17 protein-coding genes are annotated in these 18977 nt (G+C 69.5%); 8 read left to right on the forward strand and 9 right to left on the reverse strand.

Annotation, left to right across the window (positions count from 1 at the left end; genetic code table 11):
* Window positions 1-71: 71 nt before the first annotated feature.
* The 4 genes from AMK34_RS24180 to AMK34_RS24195 are packed head-to-tail and all read right to left on the reverse strand — an operon-like array spanning window position 72 to window position 3318.
* On the reverse strand, window positions 72-944 hold the full coding sequence (locus tag AMK34_RS24180) for a carbohydrate kinase family protein (RefSeq protein WP_073846872.1): 873 nt from the start codon (window positions 942-944) through the stop codon (window positions 72-74).
* Window positions 941-1858, reverse strand: a complete 918-nt coding sequence (locus AMK34_RS24185) for a pseudouridine-5'-phosphate glycosidase (RefSeq protein WP_038515867.1) — start codon at window positions 1856-1858, stop codon at window positions 941-943. Before AMK34_RS24185 ends, AMK34_RS24180 begins: the two co-directional genes overlap by 4 nt.
* A 9-nt stretch (window positions 1859-1867) precedes the next feature.
* On the reverse strand, window positions 1868-2512 hold the full coding sequence (locus tag AMK34_RS24190; protein WP_073846873.1) for an HD domain-containing protein: 645 nt from the start codon (window positions 2510-2512) through the stop codon (window positions 1868-1870).
* Complete coding sequence (locus AMK34_RS24195; RefSeq protein ID WP_038515861.1) at window positions 2512-3318, reverse strand: sporulation protein; 807 nt, start codon at window positions 3316-3318, stop codon at window positions 2512-2514. Before AMK34_RS24195 ends, AMK34_RS24190 begins: the two co-directional genes overlap by 1 nt.
* Before the next feature lie 58 nt (window positions 3319-3376).
* Here AMK34_RS24195 and AMK34_RS24200 point away from each other — a divergent pair, with 58 nt between their 5' ends.
* Both AMK34_RS24200 and AMK34_RS24205 read left to right on the forward strand, forming a co-directional pair.
* A complete protein-coding gene (locus AMK34_RS24200) occupies window positions 3377-3619 on the forward strand; it encodes a DUF3039 domain-containing protein (protein ID WP_007033595.1) in 243 nt (80 codons plus the stop codon).
* Between the two features lie 120 nt (window positions 3620-3739).
* Window positions 3740-4576 (forward strand): hypothetical protein, encoded by an 837-nt coding sequence (locus AMK34_RS24205; protein WP_038515858.1) that lies wholly within the window; start codon window positions 3740-3742, stop codon window positions 4574-4576.
* An 88-nt stretch (window positions 4577-4664) separates the two neighbouring features.
* On the opposite strand, the gene AMK34_RS24210 is transcribed toward AMK34_RS24205, so the two are convergent.
* Complete coding sequence (locus AMK34_RS24210) at window positions 4665-7796, reverse strand: efflux RND transporter permease subunit (protein ID WP_073846874.1); 3132 nt, start codon at window positions 7794-7796, stop codon at window positions 4665-4667.
* A 119-nt stretch (window positions 7797-7915) separates the two neighbouring features.
* Window positions 7916-9019 carry a YihY/virulence factor BrkB family protein gene (locus tag AMK34_RS24215; RefSeq protein ID WP_038515853.1) on the reverse strand — a complete coding sequence of 368 codons (1104 nt, stop codon included), beginning with the start codon at window positions 9017-9019 and terminating at the stop codon, window positions 7916-7918.
* A gap of 264 nt (window positions 9020-9283) precedes the next feature.
* Between AMK34_RS24215 and AMK34_RS24220 the strand changes: the two genes are divergently transcribed.
* From AMK34_RS24220 to AMK34_RS24240, 5 genes are all read left to right on the forward strand, one after another.
* The gene (locus AMK34_RS24220; RefSeq protein ID WP_073846875.1) at window positions 9284-11038 is read left to right on the forward strand and encodes a DEAD/DEAH box helicase; all 1755 of its coding nucleotides are present in this window, start codon (window positions 9284-9286) and stop codon (window positions 11036-11038) included.
* 324 nt (window positions 11039-11362) lie between these two features.
* Window positions 11363-12496 carry a sugar ABC transporter substrate-binding protein gene (locus tag AMK34_RS24225; RefSeq protein ID WP_038515848.1) on the forward strand — a complete coding sequence of 378 codons (1134 nt, stop codon included), beginning with the start codon at window positions 11363-11365 and terminating at the stop codon, window positions 12494-12496.
* Between the two features lie 80 nt (window positions 12497-12576).
* Complete coding sequence (locus AMK34_RS24230; RefSeq protein WP_005164482.1) at window positions 12577-13350, forward strand: ATP-binding cassette domain-containing protein; 774 nt, start codon at window positions 12577-12579, stop codon at window positions 13348-13350.
* Window positions 13351-13373: 23 nt separating this feature from the next.
* Window positions 13374-14834 carry a sugar ABC transporter permease gene (locus tag AMK34_RS24235; RefSeq protein WP_038515845.1) on the forward strand — a complete coding sequence of 487 codons (1461 nt, stop codon included), beginning with the start codon at window positions 13374-13376 and terminating at the stop codon, window positions 14832-14834.
* A gap of 11 nt (window positions 14835-14845) precedes the next feature.
* Window positions 14846-16027 carry an ROK family transcriptional regulator gene (locus tag AMK34_RS24240; RefSeq protein ID WP_051972592.1) on the forward strand — a complete coding sequence of 394 codons (1182 nt, stop codon included), beginning with the start codon at window positions 14846-14848 and terminating at the stop codon, window positions 16025-16027.
* Window positions 16028-16084: 57 nt separating this feature from the next.
* Here the strand turns inward: AMK34_RS24240 and AMK34_RS24245 are convergent, their stop codons facing one another.
* The 3 genes from AMK34_RS24245 to AMK34_RS43570 all read right to left on the reverse strand — a co-directional run bounded on the left by AMK34_RS24245 (window position 16085) and on the right by AMK34_RS43570 (window position 17843).
* Complete coding sequence (locus tag AMK34_RS24245; protein WP_073846876.1) at window positions 16085-16690, reverse strand: TetR/AcrR family transcriptional regulator; 606 nt, start codon at window positions 16688-16690, stop codon at window positions 16085-16087.
* The gene (locus tag AMK34_RS24250; RefSeq protein WP_073846877.1) at window positions 16671-17534 is read right to left on the reverse strand and encodes an alpha/beta fold hydrolase; all 864 of its coding nucleotides are present in this window, start codon (window positions 17532-17534) and stop codon (window positions 16671-16673) included. The genes AMK34_RS24245 and AMK34_RS24250 overlap by 20 nt, the downstream gene beginning before the upstream one ends.
* A 129-nt stretch (window positions 17535-17663) precedes the next feature.
* On the reverse strand, window positions 17664-17843 hold the full coding sequence (locus AMK34_RS43570; protein ID WP_016332937.1) for a DUF7455 domain-containing protein: 180 nt from the start codon (window positions 17841-17843) through the stop codon (window positions 17664-17666).
* Window positions 17844-18182: 339 nt separating this feature from the next.
* Between AMK34_RS43570 and AMK34_RS24260 the strand changes: the two genes are divergently transcribed.
* Window positions 18183-18977 (forward strand): EamA family transporter, encoded by a 795-nt coding sequence (locus AMK34_RS24260; RefSeq protein WP_037344482.1) that lies wholly within the window; start codon window positions 18183-18185, stop codon window positions 18975-18977.

Raw genomic sequence — 18977 nt, forward strand, 5'->3', positions numbered from 1 at the left:
CGCGTGCTATGAAAGGTCCTTTCCTGGCAAATTTTGCAAGGAAAGGACCTTTCATAGCGCTCGATGAGGGGCTACGGCTGCGGCCCGACCTTCGCGACCGCCTGGGCCCCCAGCCGCGTCCCGGCCCGAAGCACCTCCACGGTGGACTCGCCGCGCAGCCACGCCGCCAGCACACCGGCGTCGAAGGCGTCCCCGGCGCCGGTCGAGTCGACGCACTCCGCCGGCTGCGCGGGCACCGAGGTGATGGTGCCGCTCGCGTCCACCCAGCTGGCGCCGTCGAGACCGGCGGTGACCACGACCTCGCCGACATAGTCCAGCAGTTCCTTCGCCGCCTCGGGGTCACTCGACCCGGTCAGCGCGACCAGCTCGCTGGTGTTCGGCATCAGCAGGTCCACGCCGCGCACGTCGTCGAGGAAGGCCGCGGGATCGGTGATCAGCGTCGCCGCCTGCGGGTCGACCGACGTCGTCAGCCCGGCCTTCTTCGCCGCCGCCAGCGAGGCGAGCGCCGCGGGCCGTGACGACGGGTACAGCAGGACGTAGCCCGAGAGGTGCAGGTGACTCGCCCCGGCCAGGGCCGCCTCGGTGACGTCCTCCGGGCTGAACTTCGCGTTGGCCGCGCGGTCGGCGAGCATGCTCCGCTCACCCGCGCCGTCGACGAGCACCACGACGCAGAACGTCGGTTCCTCGGGGTCCACCGCGAACTCGCAGCGGACGCCCGCCGCCTCCAGCTCGCTCTTCACCATGCGGCCGCCGGAGTCGTCCCCGATCCGGGCGACCAGCGTGGTCTCCGTCTCCTCGGCCCGCAGCCACAGCGCGGTGTTCGCCCCCGCGCCGCCGCTGGTGAAGTGGACCTTCGCGCGGATGTCGCCACCGTGCGGGATGGGGCCTTCGTGCCGCGCGACGACGTCGAGACCGACGTCGCCGACGACGACGATGCCGCTCATGCCGCGGTCCCGGCGAGCGCGACGGCGACCTCGGTGGCCAGTTCCGCGTTGGACAGCACCAGGGCCTCGTTCGCGTCGAGGCTCACGCCTTCGCTGGCGGTGTGGAAATGCTCCAGCAGCACCGGCGTGACGTCCTTCCCGTGCACGCCACGGGTCTTGAGGAGTTCCAGCCCTTCGGCGAGCAGCCGGTCGTGCAGTTCACGGTCCATTTCGGACGCTTCCGGGATCGGATTCGCCAGCAGCACACCGGAAGACGCGTGCGCCCGGTGCGCGGCGATGACCGCGGCGGCCTGCGCGGCGTCGTCGACCCGCCACGGCACCTCGAAACCGGACGAGCGGAGGTAGAACGCCGGGAACTCGCCGGTGCGGTAGCCCAGCACGGGTACCGAGTTGGTCTCCAGCACTTCGAGGGTCGCGGCGATGTCGAGTACCGACTTGACGCCCGAGCAGACGACCGTGGTGGGCACCTTCGCGAGCACGCCCAGATCCGCCGACACGTCCCAGCTCTGCGCCGCGCCCTGGTGCACGCCGCCGAGCCCGCCGGTGGCGAACATGCCGATCCCGGCCGCGGCGGCCAGGGCCGCGGTGCTGGCGACCGTGGTCGCGCCGGAGCGGCCGAGGCCGACGGCCGGGCCGATGTCGCGCAGGGACAGCTTGTCCAGGTCCGCGCCGGGCGCGCACACACGTTCCAGCTGCTCGCCGGTGAGGCCGATCAGGGGGACGCCGTCGAGGACGGCGATGGTCGCGGGGACGGCGCCGCCGTCGCGCACGACCTTCTCCAGCCGCCGGGCGACGTCGAGGTTGCGGCCGGGCGGGAGACCGTGGGAGAGGATGGTGCTCTCCAGCGCGACGACGGGGTCACCGGCGGCGAGGGCGGAGGCGACCTCTTCGTGAAGGGACAGTTGCGGAGTCACGAACGAACATCATCGGTGATGTGGGTCCGCGTCACGCCATCGGGTCAGTTCGTTCGAGAGGTTCTCGCGTGCCTTGCCCTCCCAGCGTGCCCGCGCGATGTCGCTGCGGTAGAGCCGTGGCCTGGCCAGCAGGTTTTCGAGCACGGCCGTGCGGCCCGCCCGCCAGTCCTCGTCGGAGTAGATCGAGTACTCCTCCCGGACACCGTTCGCGTACTGCTCGTAGTCCTCCGGAGGGGCGCCGAGGATCGCCAGGTCGGCGTCCAGCAGCGCCGTGGCGAGGAGGTCTTCGTCGGGGGCGGCGTGGTGGATCGTGCTGAGGACCAGTTCCCCGGCACGTTCGACGTCGGCCGCGGGGACGCCGGCGTTGGTGAGTTCGTCGCGGGTCCAGGCGGCGCTGGCCTGCTCGTCCTCGCCGGGGCGGGCGTCGTAGACGACGTCGTGCGTCCACGCCGCGATGGCGACGAGGGCCCGTTCGCGGGCGCCGAGACCGAAGGCGACGGCGAGGGCCCCGCTGTCGCGGGCGACGGCCGTGACGTGCCCGAGATCGTGGTAGCGCCGGTGCGGTTCGGCGTAGCGGGCCTGGAGGTCGTTCCACGCGACGGCGGCGATCTGGTGATCGCCCCCGAGCCGGGTGATCGCGGTCGGCCAGTCCATCAGTCGAAGATCCCGCGTGCCTTGGCCACCTCGTGCAGCCAGCCTTCGAGCTGTGGCTCCCACTTGACCCGCTCCAGCGCGGCGTGGTCGACCTTGAACAGGCCGAGGAACTCCTGGCCGCGTCCGCCGAAGCCGCCGCTCTTGGACACCCGGACCCGTTTGGTCACCTCCAGTACCACCTGGGTCTCCGACGGCGAGGACAGGAAGGTCACCGCCACCGAGGTGAAGACGGGTGCGAACCGCGGCGAGGGGGTGAAGCGGATCTCCTGGAAGAAGGGAAGCTGCTGGACCGCGCCGTCGACCCGGCCGCGTTCCAGCACGGCCTCGCGGAAGACGAAGCCGATCCGGCTGAAGGCGTCCAGTATCCGTTTCTGCGCGGGCAGCGGCTCGATCGCGGCGGCGTCGACGTCGACCGGGTCGGTGACGGAGTTCGCGATGTCGAGGCTGGTCTGCAGGCCGACGGCCATCCCGTTCAGCGGTTTGCCGAAGACGCTGGAGATCGGCGTCTCCCAGGGCAGGGCGACCTCGAACGGGATCCGGACCTGCTGGCCGGGCCCGATGCGCTCGTTGCCCGCGAGCTGCTGGGTGCCGAACTCGAGGTCCTCGACGCCGGGGCGTCGCTCGTCCGGGAGCGTGACCCTGGCGAGCAGTTTGACCGAGAGACCGTTGATCTCTTGATCGACTTCGCCGCCGAGCAGCAGGACCTCGCCGCGCAACGGGCGGCCGGGGGAGACCGTGCGGTCGAGCAGCCGGGCGTCGATCTTCGCCCCGCCCGAGCCGAACGTCGCGAGCACCTTCTGGAACATGGGCGAGATCCTGCCAGGTCGTCGGTGTGCGCAGGAGGATTTGGGGCATTATGGAGGGGTGAGTACACAGACCCTTCCGAAGCCGGATACCCGTCCCGAGGGCACCGACGGCACCGACGACGATTCGCCGAAGATGTTCCACTACGTGCGCAAGAACAAGATCGCCGAAAGCGCGGTCATGGGCACGCACGTGGTGGCGCTGTGCGGTGAGGTCTTCCCGGTGACGAAGTCGGCGAAGCCCGGTTCGCCGGTCTGCCCGGACTGCAAGAAGATCTACGACGGTCTCAAGCCGGGCGACTGAGTGTCCGTCCGGTGTCCGATACCGGACAAAATCTGAAAATCCTTCACATGGCGGCTGCCCGTCCCGGTCTTCGCTGGTAATCAGTACCCGCCAGCGAAACCCAGCCGGGACGGAGCCTTCATGCGTAGAACCGGGATCGTGCTCGCCATCGCCGCGTTGGTCGCGGTGTTCTCACCCGCCGCCGCCCAAGCCGTCACCGGCTGGACCACGGTCGGTTCGGACAACGCCCGCCCGCTCGACGAGGGCCAGGGCCTGGCCACCATCGAACGGCCGTCCGGGACGATCTACCGCTACACCGGGATCGCGACCGTCCCGATGAGCCTCTCGACCCAGGGCTGGAACCACGTCGGCGACCCGGGCTCCGCGCAAGGCTGGTACGTCGAGCCGTACCAGCGCGACGACCGGGGAGCGAAGCTCTTCCGCGTCGAGTCGCCCGACGGGAAGTGGGCGAACTACACGCACACGCTGGAATCGTGGGAGGCGAACAACAACTCGTTCGCCGCCGTGACCCCGGACGCGCGCTGGATGGTGGCGGGCGAGTGGGGCACGATGGACCGCCTCCTCGTGCACCCGATGCCCGGCGTCGCGCACACGAACCCCTCGGCGAACCTGCCGTACTCGTCCGCGATCCGGCTCGACAAGCCCGTGCGGGACATCCAGGGCTGCGACTTCGTCACCGCGACCCGGCTGCTGTGCTCGTCCGACGACCCCGAAGGCTCGCTGTTCGGGACCACGAAGCCGCTGCTGCAGGTGGATCTTTCCGGCGCGCTCTCGGGTTCGGACGTGACCGGGCGGGTGACGTCGCTGGGGCAACTGCCCCTGAAGAGCACCTGCGGCGGGAACTTCGAGACCGAGGGCATCGACGTCGCCGCCGACGGGACCCTGCGGGTCGTCGTGCTCTCGCCTTCGTGGTGCGTGGCCTTCGACAGCAAGACGTGGCGGTTCCGTAAGGCGTGACTCGCGTGATCAGACGCGTGACTCGCGTGATTGGAGGCGTACCTGCTCCAATCACGCGAGTCACGGCTTCGATCACGCGAGTTCCGGGTTACCGGGCGGGTTCCGGGGTGAGGTCCTCCGAATGCGGAGCCGCAGGGGACCGGCGCGCCGCCTTCTTCGCGCGGCGCTTCTCCTTCCGCGTCTCGACCATCGTGTACAGCGTCGGCACCAGGATCAGCGTCAGCAGGGTCGAGCTGACCAGCCCGCCGATGACCACGATCGCCAGCGGCTGCCCGATGAACCCGCCCTGCCCGGTCAGCCCGAGCGCCATCGGGACCAGTGCGAAGATGGTCGCCGCCGCGGTCATCAGGATCGGCCGCAGCCGTCGCCTGCCGCCTTCGACGACGGCGTCGGCGACGCTCATCCCCGAAGCCCGGTACTGGTTGATCAGGTCGATCAGCACGATCGCGTTGGTCACCACGATGCCGACGAGCATCAGCATCCCGATCAGCGCGGGCAGGCCCAGCGCGGTCCCGGTGGCCAGCAGCAGCCCGATCGCGCCGGTCGCCGCGAACGGGATCGACACCAGCAGGATCAGCGGCTGGATCAGGCTGCGGAACGTCGCCACCATGATCAGGTACACGATCGCGACCGCGGCCAGCAGCGCGAGGAACAGGTTCCCGAACGCCTCCTGCTGATCCTCGCTGACCCCGCCGAGCTTGTACGCCGCGCCGCCGGTGAAGGTCAGTCCGTCCAGTTTGGACTGGATGGCCTTCGTGGTGGCGGCCAGGTCCGCGCCGGTGTTCTTGGCGGTGACCGTGGTGCTCAGCTCACCCGAGGTGCGGTGCACCGCGGCCGGGCCGTCCACTGTGGACACGGTGGCGACGGAGTCCAGCCGGACCACGCCGGTCGCGCTCGGGATGGGCAGCGCCTTGACCGCGTCGACCGACACCGGTGCCGTGCCCGCGCGCAGCACGATGTCCGTGCGCTGACCGTCGACCGGCAGCTGCGTCACCGTGCGGCCGGCGATGGCCTGGTTCGCGATCTGGCCGATCGTGGTCGCCGAAAGCCCGCTCGCGGCCGCCTTGGCGGCGTCGACCTCGACCTGCACGCGCGGCGAGCCCTGCGCGAGGTCACTGGTCACCTCGGTGAGGTCCGGGACGCCGGACAGCGCCTGGCGGACCTGCTCGGCGGCGGGCTTCAGCGCCGCTTCGTCCGGTGCGGTGACGGTGATCGAGATCTGGTCGGAGTTGAACCCGCCGGCTTCCGCGCCGATCTTGACCTCGCCGAGCTCCGGCTTGTCCAGCTTGCCCCGCAAGCGATCCGACAGCGCGTCGAGATCGGTGTCCTTGGCGACGGTGACCTGGATGCTGGTCGCCGTCCCGCCACCGCCGAAGAAGTTCCCTCCGCCGATGCTGACCTGATACGTCTCGACGGCCGGTTCGGCGGCGAGCGCCTGCTCCACCGCGCCCGCGGCCTTCTCCTTGGCCTCGGGACTGGTGCCGGGCGGAAGCTTCTGCGAAAGGCTCAGCGTCGTCGAGCCGGACTGGTCGAGGAAGTTCGTGTTCAGCTGCGAGGCCAGCCCGACCGTGCCGCCGAAGATGATCAGCGCCAGCAGCACGACGGTGACGCGGCGCCGGGTCGCGAACCGGATCACCGGCACGTACGCGCGCTGCAGCAGCCCGCGGCGTTCCTTGTCCTCGGCGGCCTGGCGCGTGAGCTCGGCCTCGCGTTCGTCGGCCGGGGCCTTGGGCGGCTTGAGGAACCAGTACGCCAGCACCGGGACGATCGTCAGCGAGACCAGCAGCGACGCCAGCAGCGCCACGGTGACCGTGATCGCGAACGGCGAGAACAGCTCGCCGACGAATCCGCCCACGAAGGCGATCGGCAGGAACACCGCGACCGTGGTGAGGGTGGACGACGTCACGGCACCCGCGACCTCGCGCACGCCGTCGAGCACCGCGCGCTGCTTCTCCTCGCCGTAGGCCAGATGTCGTTTGATGTTCTCCAGCACCACGATCGAGTCGTCGACCACCCGCCCGATGGCGATGGTGAGCGCGCCGAGGGTGAGCAGGTTGAGCGAAAGATCGCCGGTCCACAACGCCAGCAGTGCCACTACCACCGAAAGCGGGATCGACACCGCCGTCACCAGCGTCGAGCGCACCGACATCAGGAACAGCAGGATCACCACGACCGCGAACGCCAGCCCCAGCAGGCCTTCGGTGGTCAGGCCGCTGATCGCGTCCTTGACCGGGGTGCCCTGGTCGAACACGACGCTCATCTCGGCGCCGATCTTCTTCGACAGCTCGGGCAGCTTGTCCCGCACCGCTTCCGAGATCGCGACCGCGTTCCCGTTCTCCACCATGGTGATCGAGAGCCCGAGGCTCGGTTTGCCGTTGGTGCGCGTGATCGACGTCGGCGGCGCGAAGCCCGCCTGGACGTCCGCGACCTCACCGAGCTTCACCGGCTTGCCCGCCGGCGCCCCGGGACGGGAAGGCTGCGAAGGTGTGAGGTACAGGTTCTTGATCGTGTCCACTGTGGTCGGTCCGCCGCCGACCTGGACGGTGAGCGTCCTGTCGCCTTCGGTGAGCGTCCCGGCCGGGACGGCGGCACCGGCGGTCTGCAGCGTGGTGGCGATCGACGACGGGTCGACCCCCGCGGCCGCCAGCTTCGCGTAGTCCAGCGCGATGGTGACCCGCGGCTGCCGCACCCCGGTCACGTCGACCTCGCGGACGCCGTCGATCTTGCGCAGTTCCGGCGCGACCTCCCCGGTCAGCGCGGGCGCGAGCGCCTGGGGGTCGCCGGTGGTCCCGGCGGCGAGCAGTACGACCGGGAGATCGTCGGTGGACCCCGCGGACACCGTCGGCTCGCTGTTCTGCGGCAGCCGGGCCTTGAGCCCGTCGATGACGCGCTGGATCTGCCCGACGGCCGCGTCGATGTCCGTGCCGAACTCGAACTGCGCGGTGATCCGCGACAGCCCCTCCGACGACGTCGAGCTCAATTCTTCGAGCCCCTTCAAACCCTGTAGCCCGCCTTCGAGCGGCTCGGTGACCTGACGGTCGACCGCGTCCGGCGACGCGCCCGCGTACGGCGTGATGACCTGCGCCTGCGGGAACTGCAGTGACGGGAACAGTTGCTGCTTCAGCTGCGGCAGGGCGAAGGCGCCGAAGCCGATCACCACCAGGGCGAGCAGCCCGATGAGACTTCGGTTGCGCAGGCTCAGCCTGGCCAGCGTGGACATGGCGGTATCCCCCAGGAATAGCTCGGGACGGGCGGTTACCGCGAGCTTTTCATGGCGGCGGGTGGACTGGATTCACACCACGGGTGGAATCGGAGTACGACTTCGGGATGAGGTGCCCCTCAGCTTTGCCGTTCGGACACCTGATCGGCTTCGCTCTGCGTTTCCTCGTTCACCGATTGTTCCGGTTCGGCTTCACCGTTCTGGCGGGGACGGCGGAGCGGGACGGTCGTGCGTTCCCACAGTTTGCGCCCCTCTTCGGCACGGATCCGTTCGCTGGCGCGTTCCATTTCCAGCCGCCGCCATTTCCGGCGCTGGCGTTTCGTCGCCTTGGCGGGCCACAGTTCCTGGATCGCGCTGTTGAAGTACGCGCCGCCGACCACCGCGAGCCCGATGAAGAACATCAGCAACAGGAACGCGATCGGCGCGGCGAGCGCGCCGTAGGTGTAGCCGGTCTTGGTGATCCAGTTCAGGTAGATCCGCAGCCCGATACTGGAGAGCAGGAACACGACCATGGCGAGCATCGCGCCCGGCAGCCCGCGGTGCCACGGCAGCCTGCGCGGCAGGGCCAGCTTGTACAGCGTCGTCAGCGCCAGCACGATCATCACGGCCAGCACCGGGTAGTACAGCGTGCCGACCCAGTACGACACCGTGCCGCGCCAGTCGGTGGGGAAGAACTGGGGGAGCAGGTCCGGCCCGATCGCCAGCAGCGGCAGCCCGACCACCAGGATGACCAGCCCGGCCAGGTACAGCAGCAGCGCGAAGATCCGCTGCCAGACGTCGTTGCGGACGCCGTACTGGTCGTGCGCGACGGTGATCGCGTCGACGAACGACGACATCGCCGAAGAACCGGCCCACAGGGAGATCAGGAAGCCGACGGAGACGATCTCGCCCTTGCCGACGAACAGGATGCTGTTGACCGTGGGCTCGATGATGTCGTGGACGGCGTTGTCGCTGAAGATCGTCTTGCTGAAGGTGATGATCCGGTCGTGGACCGCGGTCACGACCTCCTGGCCGAACCAATCGCCGACGAAACCGAGGCAACCGAGGAGACCGAGCAGCAGCGGCGGCAGCGACAACGTCTGCCAGAACGCGGCTTCGGCGGCCTCGGAGAAGATGTTGCCGTCCCACGCCTTGCTGAGCGTGCGGCTGAGCAGGCGCAACGGCCCCCTGCGGCCCTTCGCGACCTCGGCGGCCGTGTCGGGACGGCCGTTCTCCTCGCTCATGCAGCTCCTCCGCCGGCGCCGAGCGCCCTTGACGGTGTCCAGCATGGTCCATGCCGCGCCATTCGGCTCGCCACCCCTGGGTTTTCGGGTGAGTAAACCGACAACGGGGGTGGCGCTTCCCGCGTTCCACGGGGCTCCGAGGTAGGCTCTTCGGAGTGCCCTCACCTCAGGCGCCGGCGTCGCGGCCGGATACCCAAGTGGGGGTTTTCGCTTGTGTCAGGGTGGATGACCAGGCGTTTCGAGTGAGGGAGGAGGGGGACCTGCATGTCGGAAACCGTTGAACGCGATCGAGGCGAGCTGGGCGCGCCTCCCGCCGCGAAGGACAGCACGGCCCGCCCGCTGCGTGCCTGGCAGCGGCGAGCGCTGACGAAGTACCTCACGAAGAAACCGCAGGACTTCCTGGCCGTGGCGACGCCGGGCGCGGGCAAGACGGTGTTCGGTCTCCGGATCGCTGCCGAGCTGCTGAGCGACCGGACCGTCGAGCGGATCACCATCGTCGCGCCGACCGAGCACCTGAAGCACCAGTGGGCCGCCTCGGCCGCGGCCGCCGGTATCGCGATCGACTCGAACTTCCGCAACGGCACCGGTGTCACCTCGCGTGACTACCAAGGTGTCGCGGTCACCTACGCGCAGGTCGCCGCGCATCCGACGCTGCACCGCGTGCGCACCGAGAACCGCAAGACCCTGGTCATCCTGGACGAGATCCACCACGGCGGTGACGCGAAATCGTGGGGCGACGCGATCCGCGAGGCGTTCACGCCCGCCGTCCGCCGTCTCGCGCTCACCGGGACGCCGTTCCGCAGCGACGACTCGCCGATCCCGTTCGTCAGCTACGAGGCCGACGGCTCGGGCTTCCAGCGCAGCAAGGCCGACCATTCCTACGGCTACGCCGACGCACTCGCCGACGGCGTGGTCCGGCCGGTCGTCTTCCTCGCCTACTCGGGTGAGGCCTCCTGGCGCACCAGCGCTGGGGAGGAGTTCACCGCGCGGCTCGGCGAGCCGCTGACCGCCGAGCAGAACGCGCGCGCCTGGCGTACGGCCCTCGACCCGGCCGGCGAGTGGATCCCGTCGGTGCTGCAGGCCGCGGACACGCGTCTCGCGCAGCTGCGGGCCAACGGCATCCCGGACGCGGGCGGTCTGGTGATCGCCACCGACCAGGACTCGGCGCGCGCCTACGCCAAGATCCTGCAGCGCATCTCCGGCCAGAACCCGACGGTCGTCCTCTCCGACGACCCCAAGGCGTCCGGGCGGATCAAGGAGTTCTCCGACTCGACCGACCGCTGGCTCGTCGCGGTCCGGATGGTGTCCGAAGGCGTCGACGTCCCGCGTCTCGCCGTCGGTGTCTACGCCACGAGCGCGTCGACCCCGCTGTTCTTCGCGCAGGCCATCGGCCGGTACGTGCGTTCGCGCAAACCCGGCGAGACGGCTTCGGTCTTCCTGCCGAGCGTGCCGGTGCTGCTGGAACTGGCCAGCGAGCTGGAGGCGCAGCGAGACCACGTCCTCGGCAAGCCCCACCGCGAGAAGGAGGGCTGGGACGACGAACTCCTGGCCCAGGCCAACCGCACCGAGGACGAACCGGGCGAGGAGGAGAAGGCGTTCACCTCGCTGGGCGCCTCCGCGGAGCTCGACCAGGTGATCTACGACGGCAACTCGTTCGGCACCGCGGTGTTCTCCGGTTCCGACGAGGAGCAGGAGTACCTCGGCCTGCCGGGGCTGCTGGAGCCGGACCAGGTCCGCGCCCTGCTGCGGAAGCGGCAGGAGGAGCAGCTCTCCGACGAGAAGCGGCGCAAGCCCAAGGCCGAGGAGGCGGCGCCGGTCGCGCGGCCGCAGTCGGTCAGCGAGCGGCTGGGTGCGCTGCGCAAGGAGCTGAACGCGCTGGTGGGCGTGCACCACCACCGGACGCGGAAACCGCACGGCGCGATCCACAACGAACTGCGCCGGGTCTGCGGCGGGCCGCCGACCGCGATGGCTTCGGTGGAGCAGCTGGAAGAGCGGATCGTCACGCTGCGTTCTTGGTGACCGCTCCCTGGCAAGCGCTATGAAAGGTCCTTTCCTTGCAAAATTTGCAAGGAAAGGACCTTTCATAGCGTTCGGGGGCGGAGAACCGGACTGCACTGATCACGCTCAGTGAGTGGTGGCGGTCACACCGTCAGCGCACCTAGACTTCGTACGTCTTGCTACGGCCACGTTGCCAAACCGTGTCCATTTGATGAGGCTTAATCGATTCAGCCGTCTTCCGCGAAACCCGTTCGGCGGCATATGTTGTCGCCCACAACATATGCGCGATGGTGCGACCGGTCCTCGAGGATCGCCGCCCGCGAGCAAAATCCGGAAGGAACGAGGATGCGCAGCAGAACCCTTACCCTCCTCGCCGCGACGGTGGGCGCCGGCCTGGTGCTTTCCGCCTGTGGCGCCAACACCGCCGACTCGGGCAGTGGCAACTCCTCGCAGTCCGCGCCCGCCCCCGGCGGTGCCGCCGCCGGTGGCAAGGTCGGCGTCATCCTGCCGGAGACCGCCACCTCCGCGCGCTGGGAGGCCTTCGACAAGCCCTTCCTGACCAAGGCGCTCAAGGACGCGGGCTTCGACGCCGATGTCCAGAACGCCCAGGGCGACGTCCAGAAGTTCACCACCCTGGCCGACGGCATGATCGCGCAGAACGTCAAGGTCCTGATCATCGCCGCCATCAACGGCGAGGTCGGCGCGGCGGTCGCCCGCAAGGCGCAGGCCGCGGGCATCCCGACGATCGACTACGACCGCCTCAACCTCGGCGGCAGCTCCGACTACTACGTCTCGTTCGACAACGAGAAGGTCGGCCAGCTTCAGGGCCAGGGTCTCGCCGACGCGCTGAAGGACAAGAAGGGCGCCGAGGTCGTCATGATCGAGGGTGCCCCGACCGACAACAACGCGACGCTGTTCGCCAACGGCCAGAAGTCCGTCCTGCAGCCGAAGTTCGCCAGCGGCGACCTGAAGCTCGTGCGCGAGCAGGCCATCGACAACTGGGACAACCAGAAGGGCGGCCAGACCTTCGAGCAGATCCTGACCGACAACAAGGGCAAGGTCGACGGCGTCGTCGCCGCGAACGACGGTCTCGCCGGCGCGGTCATCACCGTGCTGAAGAAGAACGGCCTCAACGGCAAGGTCCCGGTCACCGGTCAGGACGCCACCGCGGACGGCCTCATGGCCATCCTGCGCGGCGACCAGTACATGACCGTCTTCAAGCCCATCAAGGAAGAGGCCGAGGCCGCGGCGAAGCTCGCCGTCCTGCTGGCCAAGGGCGACAAGGCGGGCGCCGACGCGCTGGCCACCGGCAAGGCGAAGGACCCGAAGGGCAACCGCGAGGTCAAGTCCGTGCTCCTCGAGCCGAAGCTGACCACCAAGGAAGGCGTCAAGGAGGTCGTGACGCAGGGCTACGTCAAGGCGGCCGAGATCTGCGGCGGCGACCTGGCCGCGGCGTGCACGCAGCTCGGTATCTCCTGACCCGTTAAATCCAGACGACCGGGCCGGTGCGTTCCCCCGACGGAGCGCACCGGCCCGGTACCCAGCCGGGAGAACCCCCCATGAGTGAACCCATCCTCGAACTGAAGCAGCTGAACAAGAGCTTCGGGCCGGTCCACGTGCTCCACGACGTGGACTTCAACGTGCGCGCCGGCGAGGTCACCGCGCTGGTCGGCGACAACGGTGCCGGTAAGTCCACTTTGGTCAAGTCGATCGCCGGAATCCACGGCTACGACTCGGGAACGGTGACGTTCCAGGGCAAGCAGGTGAACATCCACGGCCCGCGCGACGCCGCCGATCTGGGCATCGAGGTCGTCTACCAGGACCTCGCGCTCGCCGAGAACCTCGACATCGTGCAGAACATGTTCCTCGGCCGGGAACGCGGCAGCAAATGGCTGCTCGACGAGGCCAGCATGGAGAAGGCCGCCCGCGAGACGCTCGCCTCGCTCTCGGTCCGCACCGTGAAGTCCGTCCGCACGCCCGTTTCGGCCCTCTCGGGCGGGCAGCGGCAGACCGTCGCGATCGCGAAATCCGTGCTGTGGGACTCGAAGGTCGTCCTGCTCGACGAGCCCACCGCCGCGCTCGGTGTCGCGCAGACCCGTCAGGTGCTCGACCTCGTCCGCCGTCTCGCCGAGCAGGGCCTCGGTGTGGTGCTGATCAGCCACAACATGGCCGACGTCTTCGAGGTCGCCGACCGGATCGCGGTGCTCTACCTCGGCCGTCTCGTCGCCGAGGTGCACACCAAGGACGTCACCCACGGCCAGGTAGTGGAACTGATCACCGCCGGTCGCTCCGGCGACCTCGGCCTTGCCCGCCCCGAAGCCGCCGTCCTCTGAGCAGAGGCGAGAAAGAACCGGAAATGACTGAGACACCTGCAAAGCCCGCCTCGCCGGAGGGGGGCAAGTCGGCGGCCGCCGCGCTCAACCCGTCGGCGGCCATCACGGACTTCGGCATCGACACGACATCGATGTCGACGCGCGAAGCCGTCGGCGACTACTTCTCCCGGCTCAAGGCCGGACAGCTGGGTTCGCTCCCGGCGCTGCTCGGCCTGCTCGTGCTGGTGATCGTGTTCGCCTCGCTGTCGGACACCTTCCTGACGATGAACAACATCGCGAACCTGATGGCACAGGGCGCCGGCAAGGCGATCATCGCGATGGGCATCGTGTTCGTGCTGCTGCTCGGCGAGATCGACCTGTCCGCGGGTACCGCGTCCGGCGTCACCGCCGCGGTGCTGGCGATGCACTACGTCCGCAACGGAAACCTGTTGGGCGGCATGGGGAACGGCGTGTTCATCGCGTTCCTCGTCGTCCTCGCCATCGCCGCCCTGCTCGGCGTGATCCTGCGGATCTGGGCGGGTGTCGGATTCGCCGTGCTCGCCATCGCGCTCGTGCTTTCGGGAACCGCGGCCAACGCGTGGATCGAGATGCTGCTCGCGATCTCCGTCGGCGGCGCGATCGGTGTCCTCACCGGCTTCCTCGTCTCGAAGATCGGCATGCCCTCGTTCGTCGTGACATTGGCGCTCTTCCTCGCCTGGCAGGGTGTCATCCTCCAGTTCATCGGTGAGGGCGGCACGCTCGGCATCAGCACCTCCGACGTGCTGTTCAAGGTCGCCAACGGCAATCTGTCCACTGTGGGCAGCTGGGTCCTGTTCCTGATCGCCGCCGGTGGTTTCGCCGCGGTGACCTTGGGCCAGCACTTCTCGCGGCTCAAGCGCGGCCTGGTCACCCAGCCGACGCCGATGGTGCTGTTCAAGGTCGGCGCGATCGGCGTGGTCGCCGCGATCGCGACCTATCTGCTCACGCTGAACCGTGCGCCGAACCCGAACATCGTCATCTCCGGCGTCCCGTACGTCGTGCCGATCGTGCTCGGCCTGCTGGTGCTCGGCACCTACGTGCTCAACCGCACGCAGTACGGCCGCCACATCTACGCCGTCGGCGGCAACCGCGAGGCGGCTCGCCGCGCCGGTATCAACGTCGAGAAGATCCGCGCCTCGGTGTTCGTCATCTGCTCGGCGGTGGCGGCGGTCGGCGCGATCGTCTACTCGTCGAAGGTCGGTTCGGTCGACCCGCAGGCCGGTGGCCTCAACACGCTGCTGTTCGCGGTCGGTGCCGCCGTCATCGGTGGTACGTCGCTGTTCGGCGGCAAGGGCCGGGTCGTCGACGCGGTGATCGGTGGTCTCGTGCTGGCGGTCGTCGAGAACGCGCTGGGCCTGCTGAAGCAGTCGGCGGCGGTGGTCAACATCGTCACCGGTCTGGTGCTGCTTCTCGCGGCCACGGTGGACGCGCTGTCCCGGCGCCGCGCGGCTGCGTCGCCGCGCTGAGTCCGCATGGAATGATGAAGCCCGTGACCAGCACACCCGTTGCACGACCAGACGAGGTGCGCAGGCACAACCGCACGACCTTGCTCCGGTTGCTGCACGTCAGCGGCCCGAGCACCAGGGCGACCCTCGCCACCGAGCTGGGGCTCAACCGCAGCACCATCAAGACCCTCGTCGACGGCCTCGCGGAAGCGGGGGTCGTCGAGGAGCGGGTCCCGAGGCCGGGACGAGGGGCGGGCCGCCCTTCGCTCCTGGTCCTGCCGCAGCCGCATGCGGCGGTGGTGCTCGCGGTCGATCTCCAGGTCGAACACGTGGCGATCGCGCTGGTCGGGTTCGGTGGCCAGATCCTCGGGCGCAACAGCTGGAACCTCCACGGCCGGACGCGCGAGGCCGACGAAGTGATCACGCACGTGATCGAGTCGACCACCGTGCTGGCCGGTGACCTCGGCGTACAGCCGATCGCCGCGGGCGTGTCCGTGCCCGGCGTCGTCCGCCGGGCCGACGGGCACGTCCACGAGGCCCCCAACCTGCGCTGGACCGACGTGGCGCTCGGGGAACGGCTCGGCGGTGTGCTGCGCATCCCCGTCCTGGTCGGCAACGACGCCGAACTAGGCGCCATCGCCGAACACCTGCGCGGCGCCGCGCGGGGCTCGTCGGACGCCGTGTACGTCTCCGCCGACGTCGGTGTCGGGGGCGGGATCATCGCGGACGGCTCGTCGCTGCGCGGCGGCGCGGGCTACGTCGGCGAGATCGGGCACATGGCGATCCGGCCGGGCGGCCGTCCCTGCTACTGCGGGTCCAGCGGCTGCTGGGAGACCGAGGTCGGCGAGGCGGCACTGTGCCGCGCCCTCGACCTGCCCGAGGACACCCCGCGCGGGGCGATCCTGTTCGAGCTGCGCGAACTGGGCCGGGATCCGCACGCGGCCGAGGAGCGGCTCTCGGAGTTCGCGGAATGGCTGACGCTGGGCCTGGTGAACGTGGTCAACCTGCTCGGCCCGCAGCTGGTGGTGCTGGGCGACCTGCTCACCGTGCTGCCCGATTCGGTCGTGAAGTCGGTGGCGGCCGAGGTCCGGCGGCGGAGCCTGGTCAGCCGGGCCGTCGGCGGGACGCAGATCGTGAGTTCGGCGCTCGGGGCGGACGTGAAACTGCTGGGTGCGGCTGAGGCGGCGTTTGAAATGATTCTGGACACCGTCTAGCTCGCATTTAGTCCTCTGGATGCGGTAGTTGCACACGCAAGGACCGCATCCAGAGGACTAAATGCGTTCTGTCACGAGGCCGGACAGCAGGGCCACCAGGGCGGCCAGGGCTTTCTCCTTCGCGGCTTCGCGGTCTTCGGCGTGCGCGATCATCAGCGCGGCCTCCGCGCAGGCGCTCAGCACCAGTTGCGCCAGTTCCGGGATGGGCGCGTCGATCAGCAGCCCGTCCGTCGCGGCGGACTCCAGGATCTCCGTGATCAGGCCCAGCCCGTACCGGTTCTCCAGCTCACGCCATTCCTGCCAGCCGAGGACGGAGACGGCGTCGGTGAGCGCGATCCGCACCACCTCGGGCCGCAGGCACAGGTCCAGGAACCGGCTCAGCACCCCGAGCGCCCCCGTCCACGGGTCGCCCGCGGCGCCCAGGACGGTCTTCAGATCCTCGGTGATCTCCGTTTCGATCTGCTCGATCACGGCCCGGAACAGCCCCTGCTTGTCCCCGAAGTGGTGATACAGCGCGCCGCGGGTGACACCCGCCGCCCGGACGATCTCGTCGGCGGGCACGGCGGCGTAACCCTGTTCGGCGAACAGCGTCCGCGCCGCCGTGATCAACGCGGCCTGCGTCGATTGCGAGCGTTCGGTCTGGCTACGTCGTGGCGTGGGCACGCAGGAATTCCACCATCATGCCGCTCAGCCGCTCCGGCTGGTCCTCCGGCACGAAGGTGTAGGAATCCTCGATCGTCTCCAGTTCGGCGTTCGGCAGGACCCCGGCGAGCTTGCGGCCGACCCACAACGGGAAATGCCGGTCCTCCGGCGCCCAGGCCAGCAGCACGGGCTTGGTGAACGCGGGCAGCCGCTCCGCGGCGGTGAGGGTGTAGCGGTTGTCGACGCTCGCCATGAACCGGCGCAGATCGTCGCGGATCTCCGCGCTCCGGCGGCTCGGCAGCAGGTATGCGTCGAGGATGTGGTCCGGGACCGGGTGCTTGGCCAGCCAGAGGAAGTCCGTCGCCTTCAGCGGCCACCGCCAGCGCAGCGCCGCGGTCACCAGCCCGACGCCGCCGGGGATCCGCGCCAGCGGGCTCAGCCCCGAGAACAACGGCGGCAGGAAGCGCTCGAAGGAGTCCGACGGGGTCAGCACGACCCGGCCCACCCGTTCCGGGTTCGTGGTCATGAGCAGTTGCGTCAGCGCGCCGCCGGTGTCGTTCGCGACCACGGTGACGTCGGTCAGGTCGAGCGCTTCGAGGAACCGCGCGATGAGCGCCGCGACCCCGGGCGGGCTCAGCTCGGCATGGGGGACCGGGATCTCGTGCGAACCGAGCGGCCAGTCCGGGGTCAGGCAGCGGAAGCCGGCGTCGGCGACCGCGGGCGCCACCTTGCGCCAGAGCAGGCCGTTGGTCAGCAGGCCGTGCACGAAGACCACGGGAGGCCCTTCGCCGCGGTCGCGATAGCGGATGCGGGCGTCGCCGAGGTCCACCACATGTGCTTCACCGAGGAGGTCGCTGGTCGTCATGGCAACTAACATACATGCTGTATGTATGTTTTTGAAGGCGAAAACCAGGGCGGCCGCAGGCAAAAAACAGGGCGGCCGGCTCTCTCCCCTGGGGGAGTAGCCGGCCGCCGGTGGTCGTGGACTGGTGGGCTACCGCTGAATGTCCGCGGACATTTCCTTGAGCTTCGTCTCGTGTGCGCGGGCGTGGTGACCACAGAAGAGCAACTCGCCACCGGTGCTGAGAATGGCTCGAACCTGGGCTGCAGCTCCACACCGGTCGCATCGGTCGGCAGCGGTCAGTTCGGGGCGGGTGAGCGTCGGTGAAGTCATTGGAGTCTCCCTCCGTCCCGGCACCGGTGGCCCGGTGCCATCGATCCAGCTACGACCACTTCGGCACTGATGCCGGCAACGTTCGTTCCCGGCCCCGCCGTGTTCGTGCTTCCACTCTTCCAGACGTTTGGCGGCCCGCAAGTGTTCCCGTGCGGGTGTCTCATTTGTCACTGGTAATTACCTCGGATGCCGTAGCGTAATCACGCAACGTGGGAGAAGACTCCCCGCCGAAGGGCCTTTTCCCACGTCAGGCACCATGCGGGGGTGGGAATCGCAGTCGTCCGGAACCGTCTTCCGAGCGTGCCGTCGCCGATCTTGTTCGTTCTCAGCGGAATTTCGATGTACGCCGGTGCGGCCGTCGCCGTAGGTCTCTTTTCGGTCGCCTCCCCCGCGGGGGTGGCCTGGCTTCGCTGTCTCGGGGCGGCAGTGGTCCTTCTCGCGTGGCGCAGGCCACCTCGCTCGGCGTGGACCGGCCGCACGTTCCTGCTCGCGGGCGCCTTCGGCGTCGTCACCGCCGGGATGAACGTGCTCTTCTACGAGGCGATCGCGCGGCTGCCGCTGGGCACCGCGGTCGCCCTCGAGTTCACCGGGCCCGTGGTGGTGGCCGCGTTCGGCTCGCGGACCCGCCGCGACGTCTTCGCGCTGCTGCTGGTGGTGGCCGGCGTGGTCGCCATCGCGGACGTCCGGCTCGAAGGCAGCCTGCTCGGCGTGCTGTTCGCCCTCGGCGCGGCGGCCGCCTGGGCGGGCTACATCCTGCTCGGGAAGCGGGTCGCGGTCGGCGGGAACGGGATCGACGGGCTGGCCGTCGGGTTCGCGGTCGGCACCGTGGTGCTGTCGCCGCTGGCGCTCGGCACCGGCGCGGTGTGGGGTTCGCCACGTTTGGTGCTGCTCGGCGTCGGGGTGGGCGTGCTCGCCACCGTCGTGCCGTACGGGCTCGACCAAGTCGTCCTGCGCAAGGCCGGGCAGGCGCGGTTCGCGCTGCTGCTCGCGTTGCTGCCGGTCACGGCGGGCGTCATCGGCTTCCTCTGGCTCCGTCAGGTCCCGGCGCTGCCCGAGGCCCTCGGCACGCTGGCCGTCGTCGCCGGGGTCGCGCTGCGCTCTCCGGGGAAACGTGATGACTCGGCGCCCCTCTGA

Source organism: Amycolatopsis sp. CB00013 (genome assembly GCF_001905755.1).
In the GTDB taxonomy this organism is placed as follows: Bacteria; Actinomycetota; Actinomycetes; order Mycobacteriales; family Pseudonocardiaceae; genus Amycolatopsis; species Amycolatopsis japonica.

Coding starts and splice junctions, on each gene's coding strand:
- AMK34_RS24180 (WP_073846872.1), bottom strand. CDS start 944: ATGAGCGGCATCGTCGTCGTCGGCGACGTCGGTCTCGACGTCGTCGCG.
- AMK34_RS24190 (WP_073846873.1), bottom strand. CDS start 2,512: ATGGACTGGCCGACCGCGATCACCCGGCTCGGGGGCGATCACCAGATC.
- AMK34_RS24195 (WP_038515861.1), bottom strand. CDS start 3,318: ATGTTCCAGAAGGTGCTCGCGACGTTCGGCTCGGGCGGGGCGAAGATC.
- AMK34_RS24205 (WP_038515858.1), top strand. CDS start 3,740: ATGCGTAGAACCGGGATCGTGCTCGCCATCGCCGCGTTGGTCGCGGTG.
- AMK34_RS24210 (WP_073846874.1), bottom strand. CDS start 7,796: ATGTCCACGCTGGCCAGGCTGAGCCTGCGCAACCGAAGTCTCATCGGG.
- AMK34_RS24215 (WP_038515853.1), bottom strand. CDS start 9,019: ATGAGCGAGGAGAACGGCCGTCCCGACACGGCCGCCGAGGTCGCGAAG.
- AMK34_RS24220 (WP_073846875.1), top strand. CDS start 9,284: ATGTCGGAAACCGTTGAACGCGATCGAGGCGAGCTGGGCGCGCCTCCC.
- AMK34_RS24225 (WP_038515848.1), top strand. CDS start 11,363: ATGCGCAGCAGAACCCTTACCCTCCTCGCCGCGACGGTGGGCGCCGGC.
- AMK34_RS24230 (WP_005164482.1), top strand. CDS start 12,577: ATGAGTGAACCCATCCTCGAACTGAAGCAGCTGAACAAGAGCTTCGGG.
- AMK34_RS24235 (WP_038515845.1), top strand. CDS start 13,374: ATGACTGAGACACCTGCAAAGCCCGCCTCGCCGGAGGGGGGCAAGTCG.
- AMK34_RS24240 (WP_051972592.1), top strand. CDS start 14,846: ATGATGAAGCCCGTGACCAGCACACCCGTTGCACGACCAGACGAGGTG.
- AMK34_RS24250 (WP_073846877.1), bottom strand. CDS start 17,534: ATGACGACCAGCGACCTCCTCGGTGAAGCACATGTGGTGGACCTCGGC.
- AMK34_RS43570 (WP_016332937.1), bottom strand. CDS start 17,843: ATGACTTCACCGACGCTCACCCGCCCCGAACTGACCGCTGCCGACCGA.
- AMK34_RS24260 (WP_037344482.1), top strand. CDS start 18,183: ATGTACGCCGGTGCGGCCGTCGCCGTAGGTCTCTTTTCGGTCGCCTCC.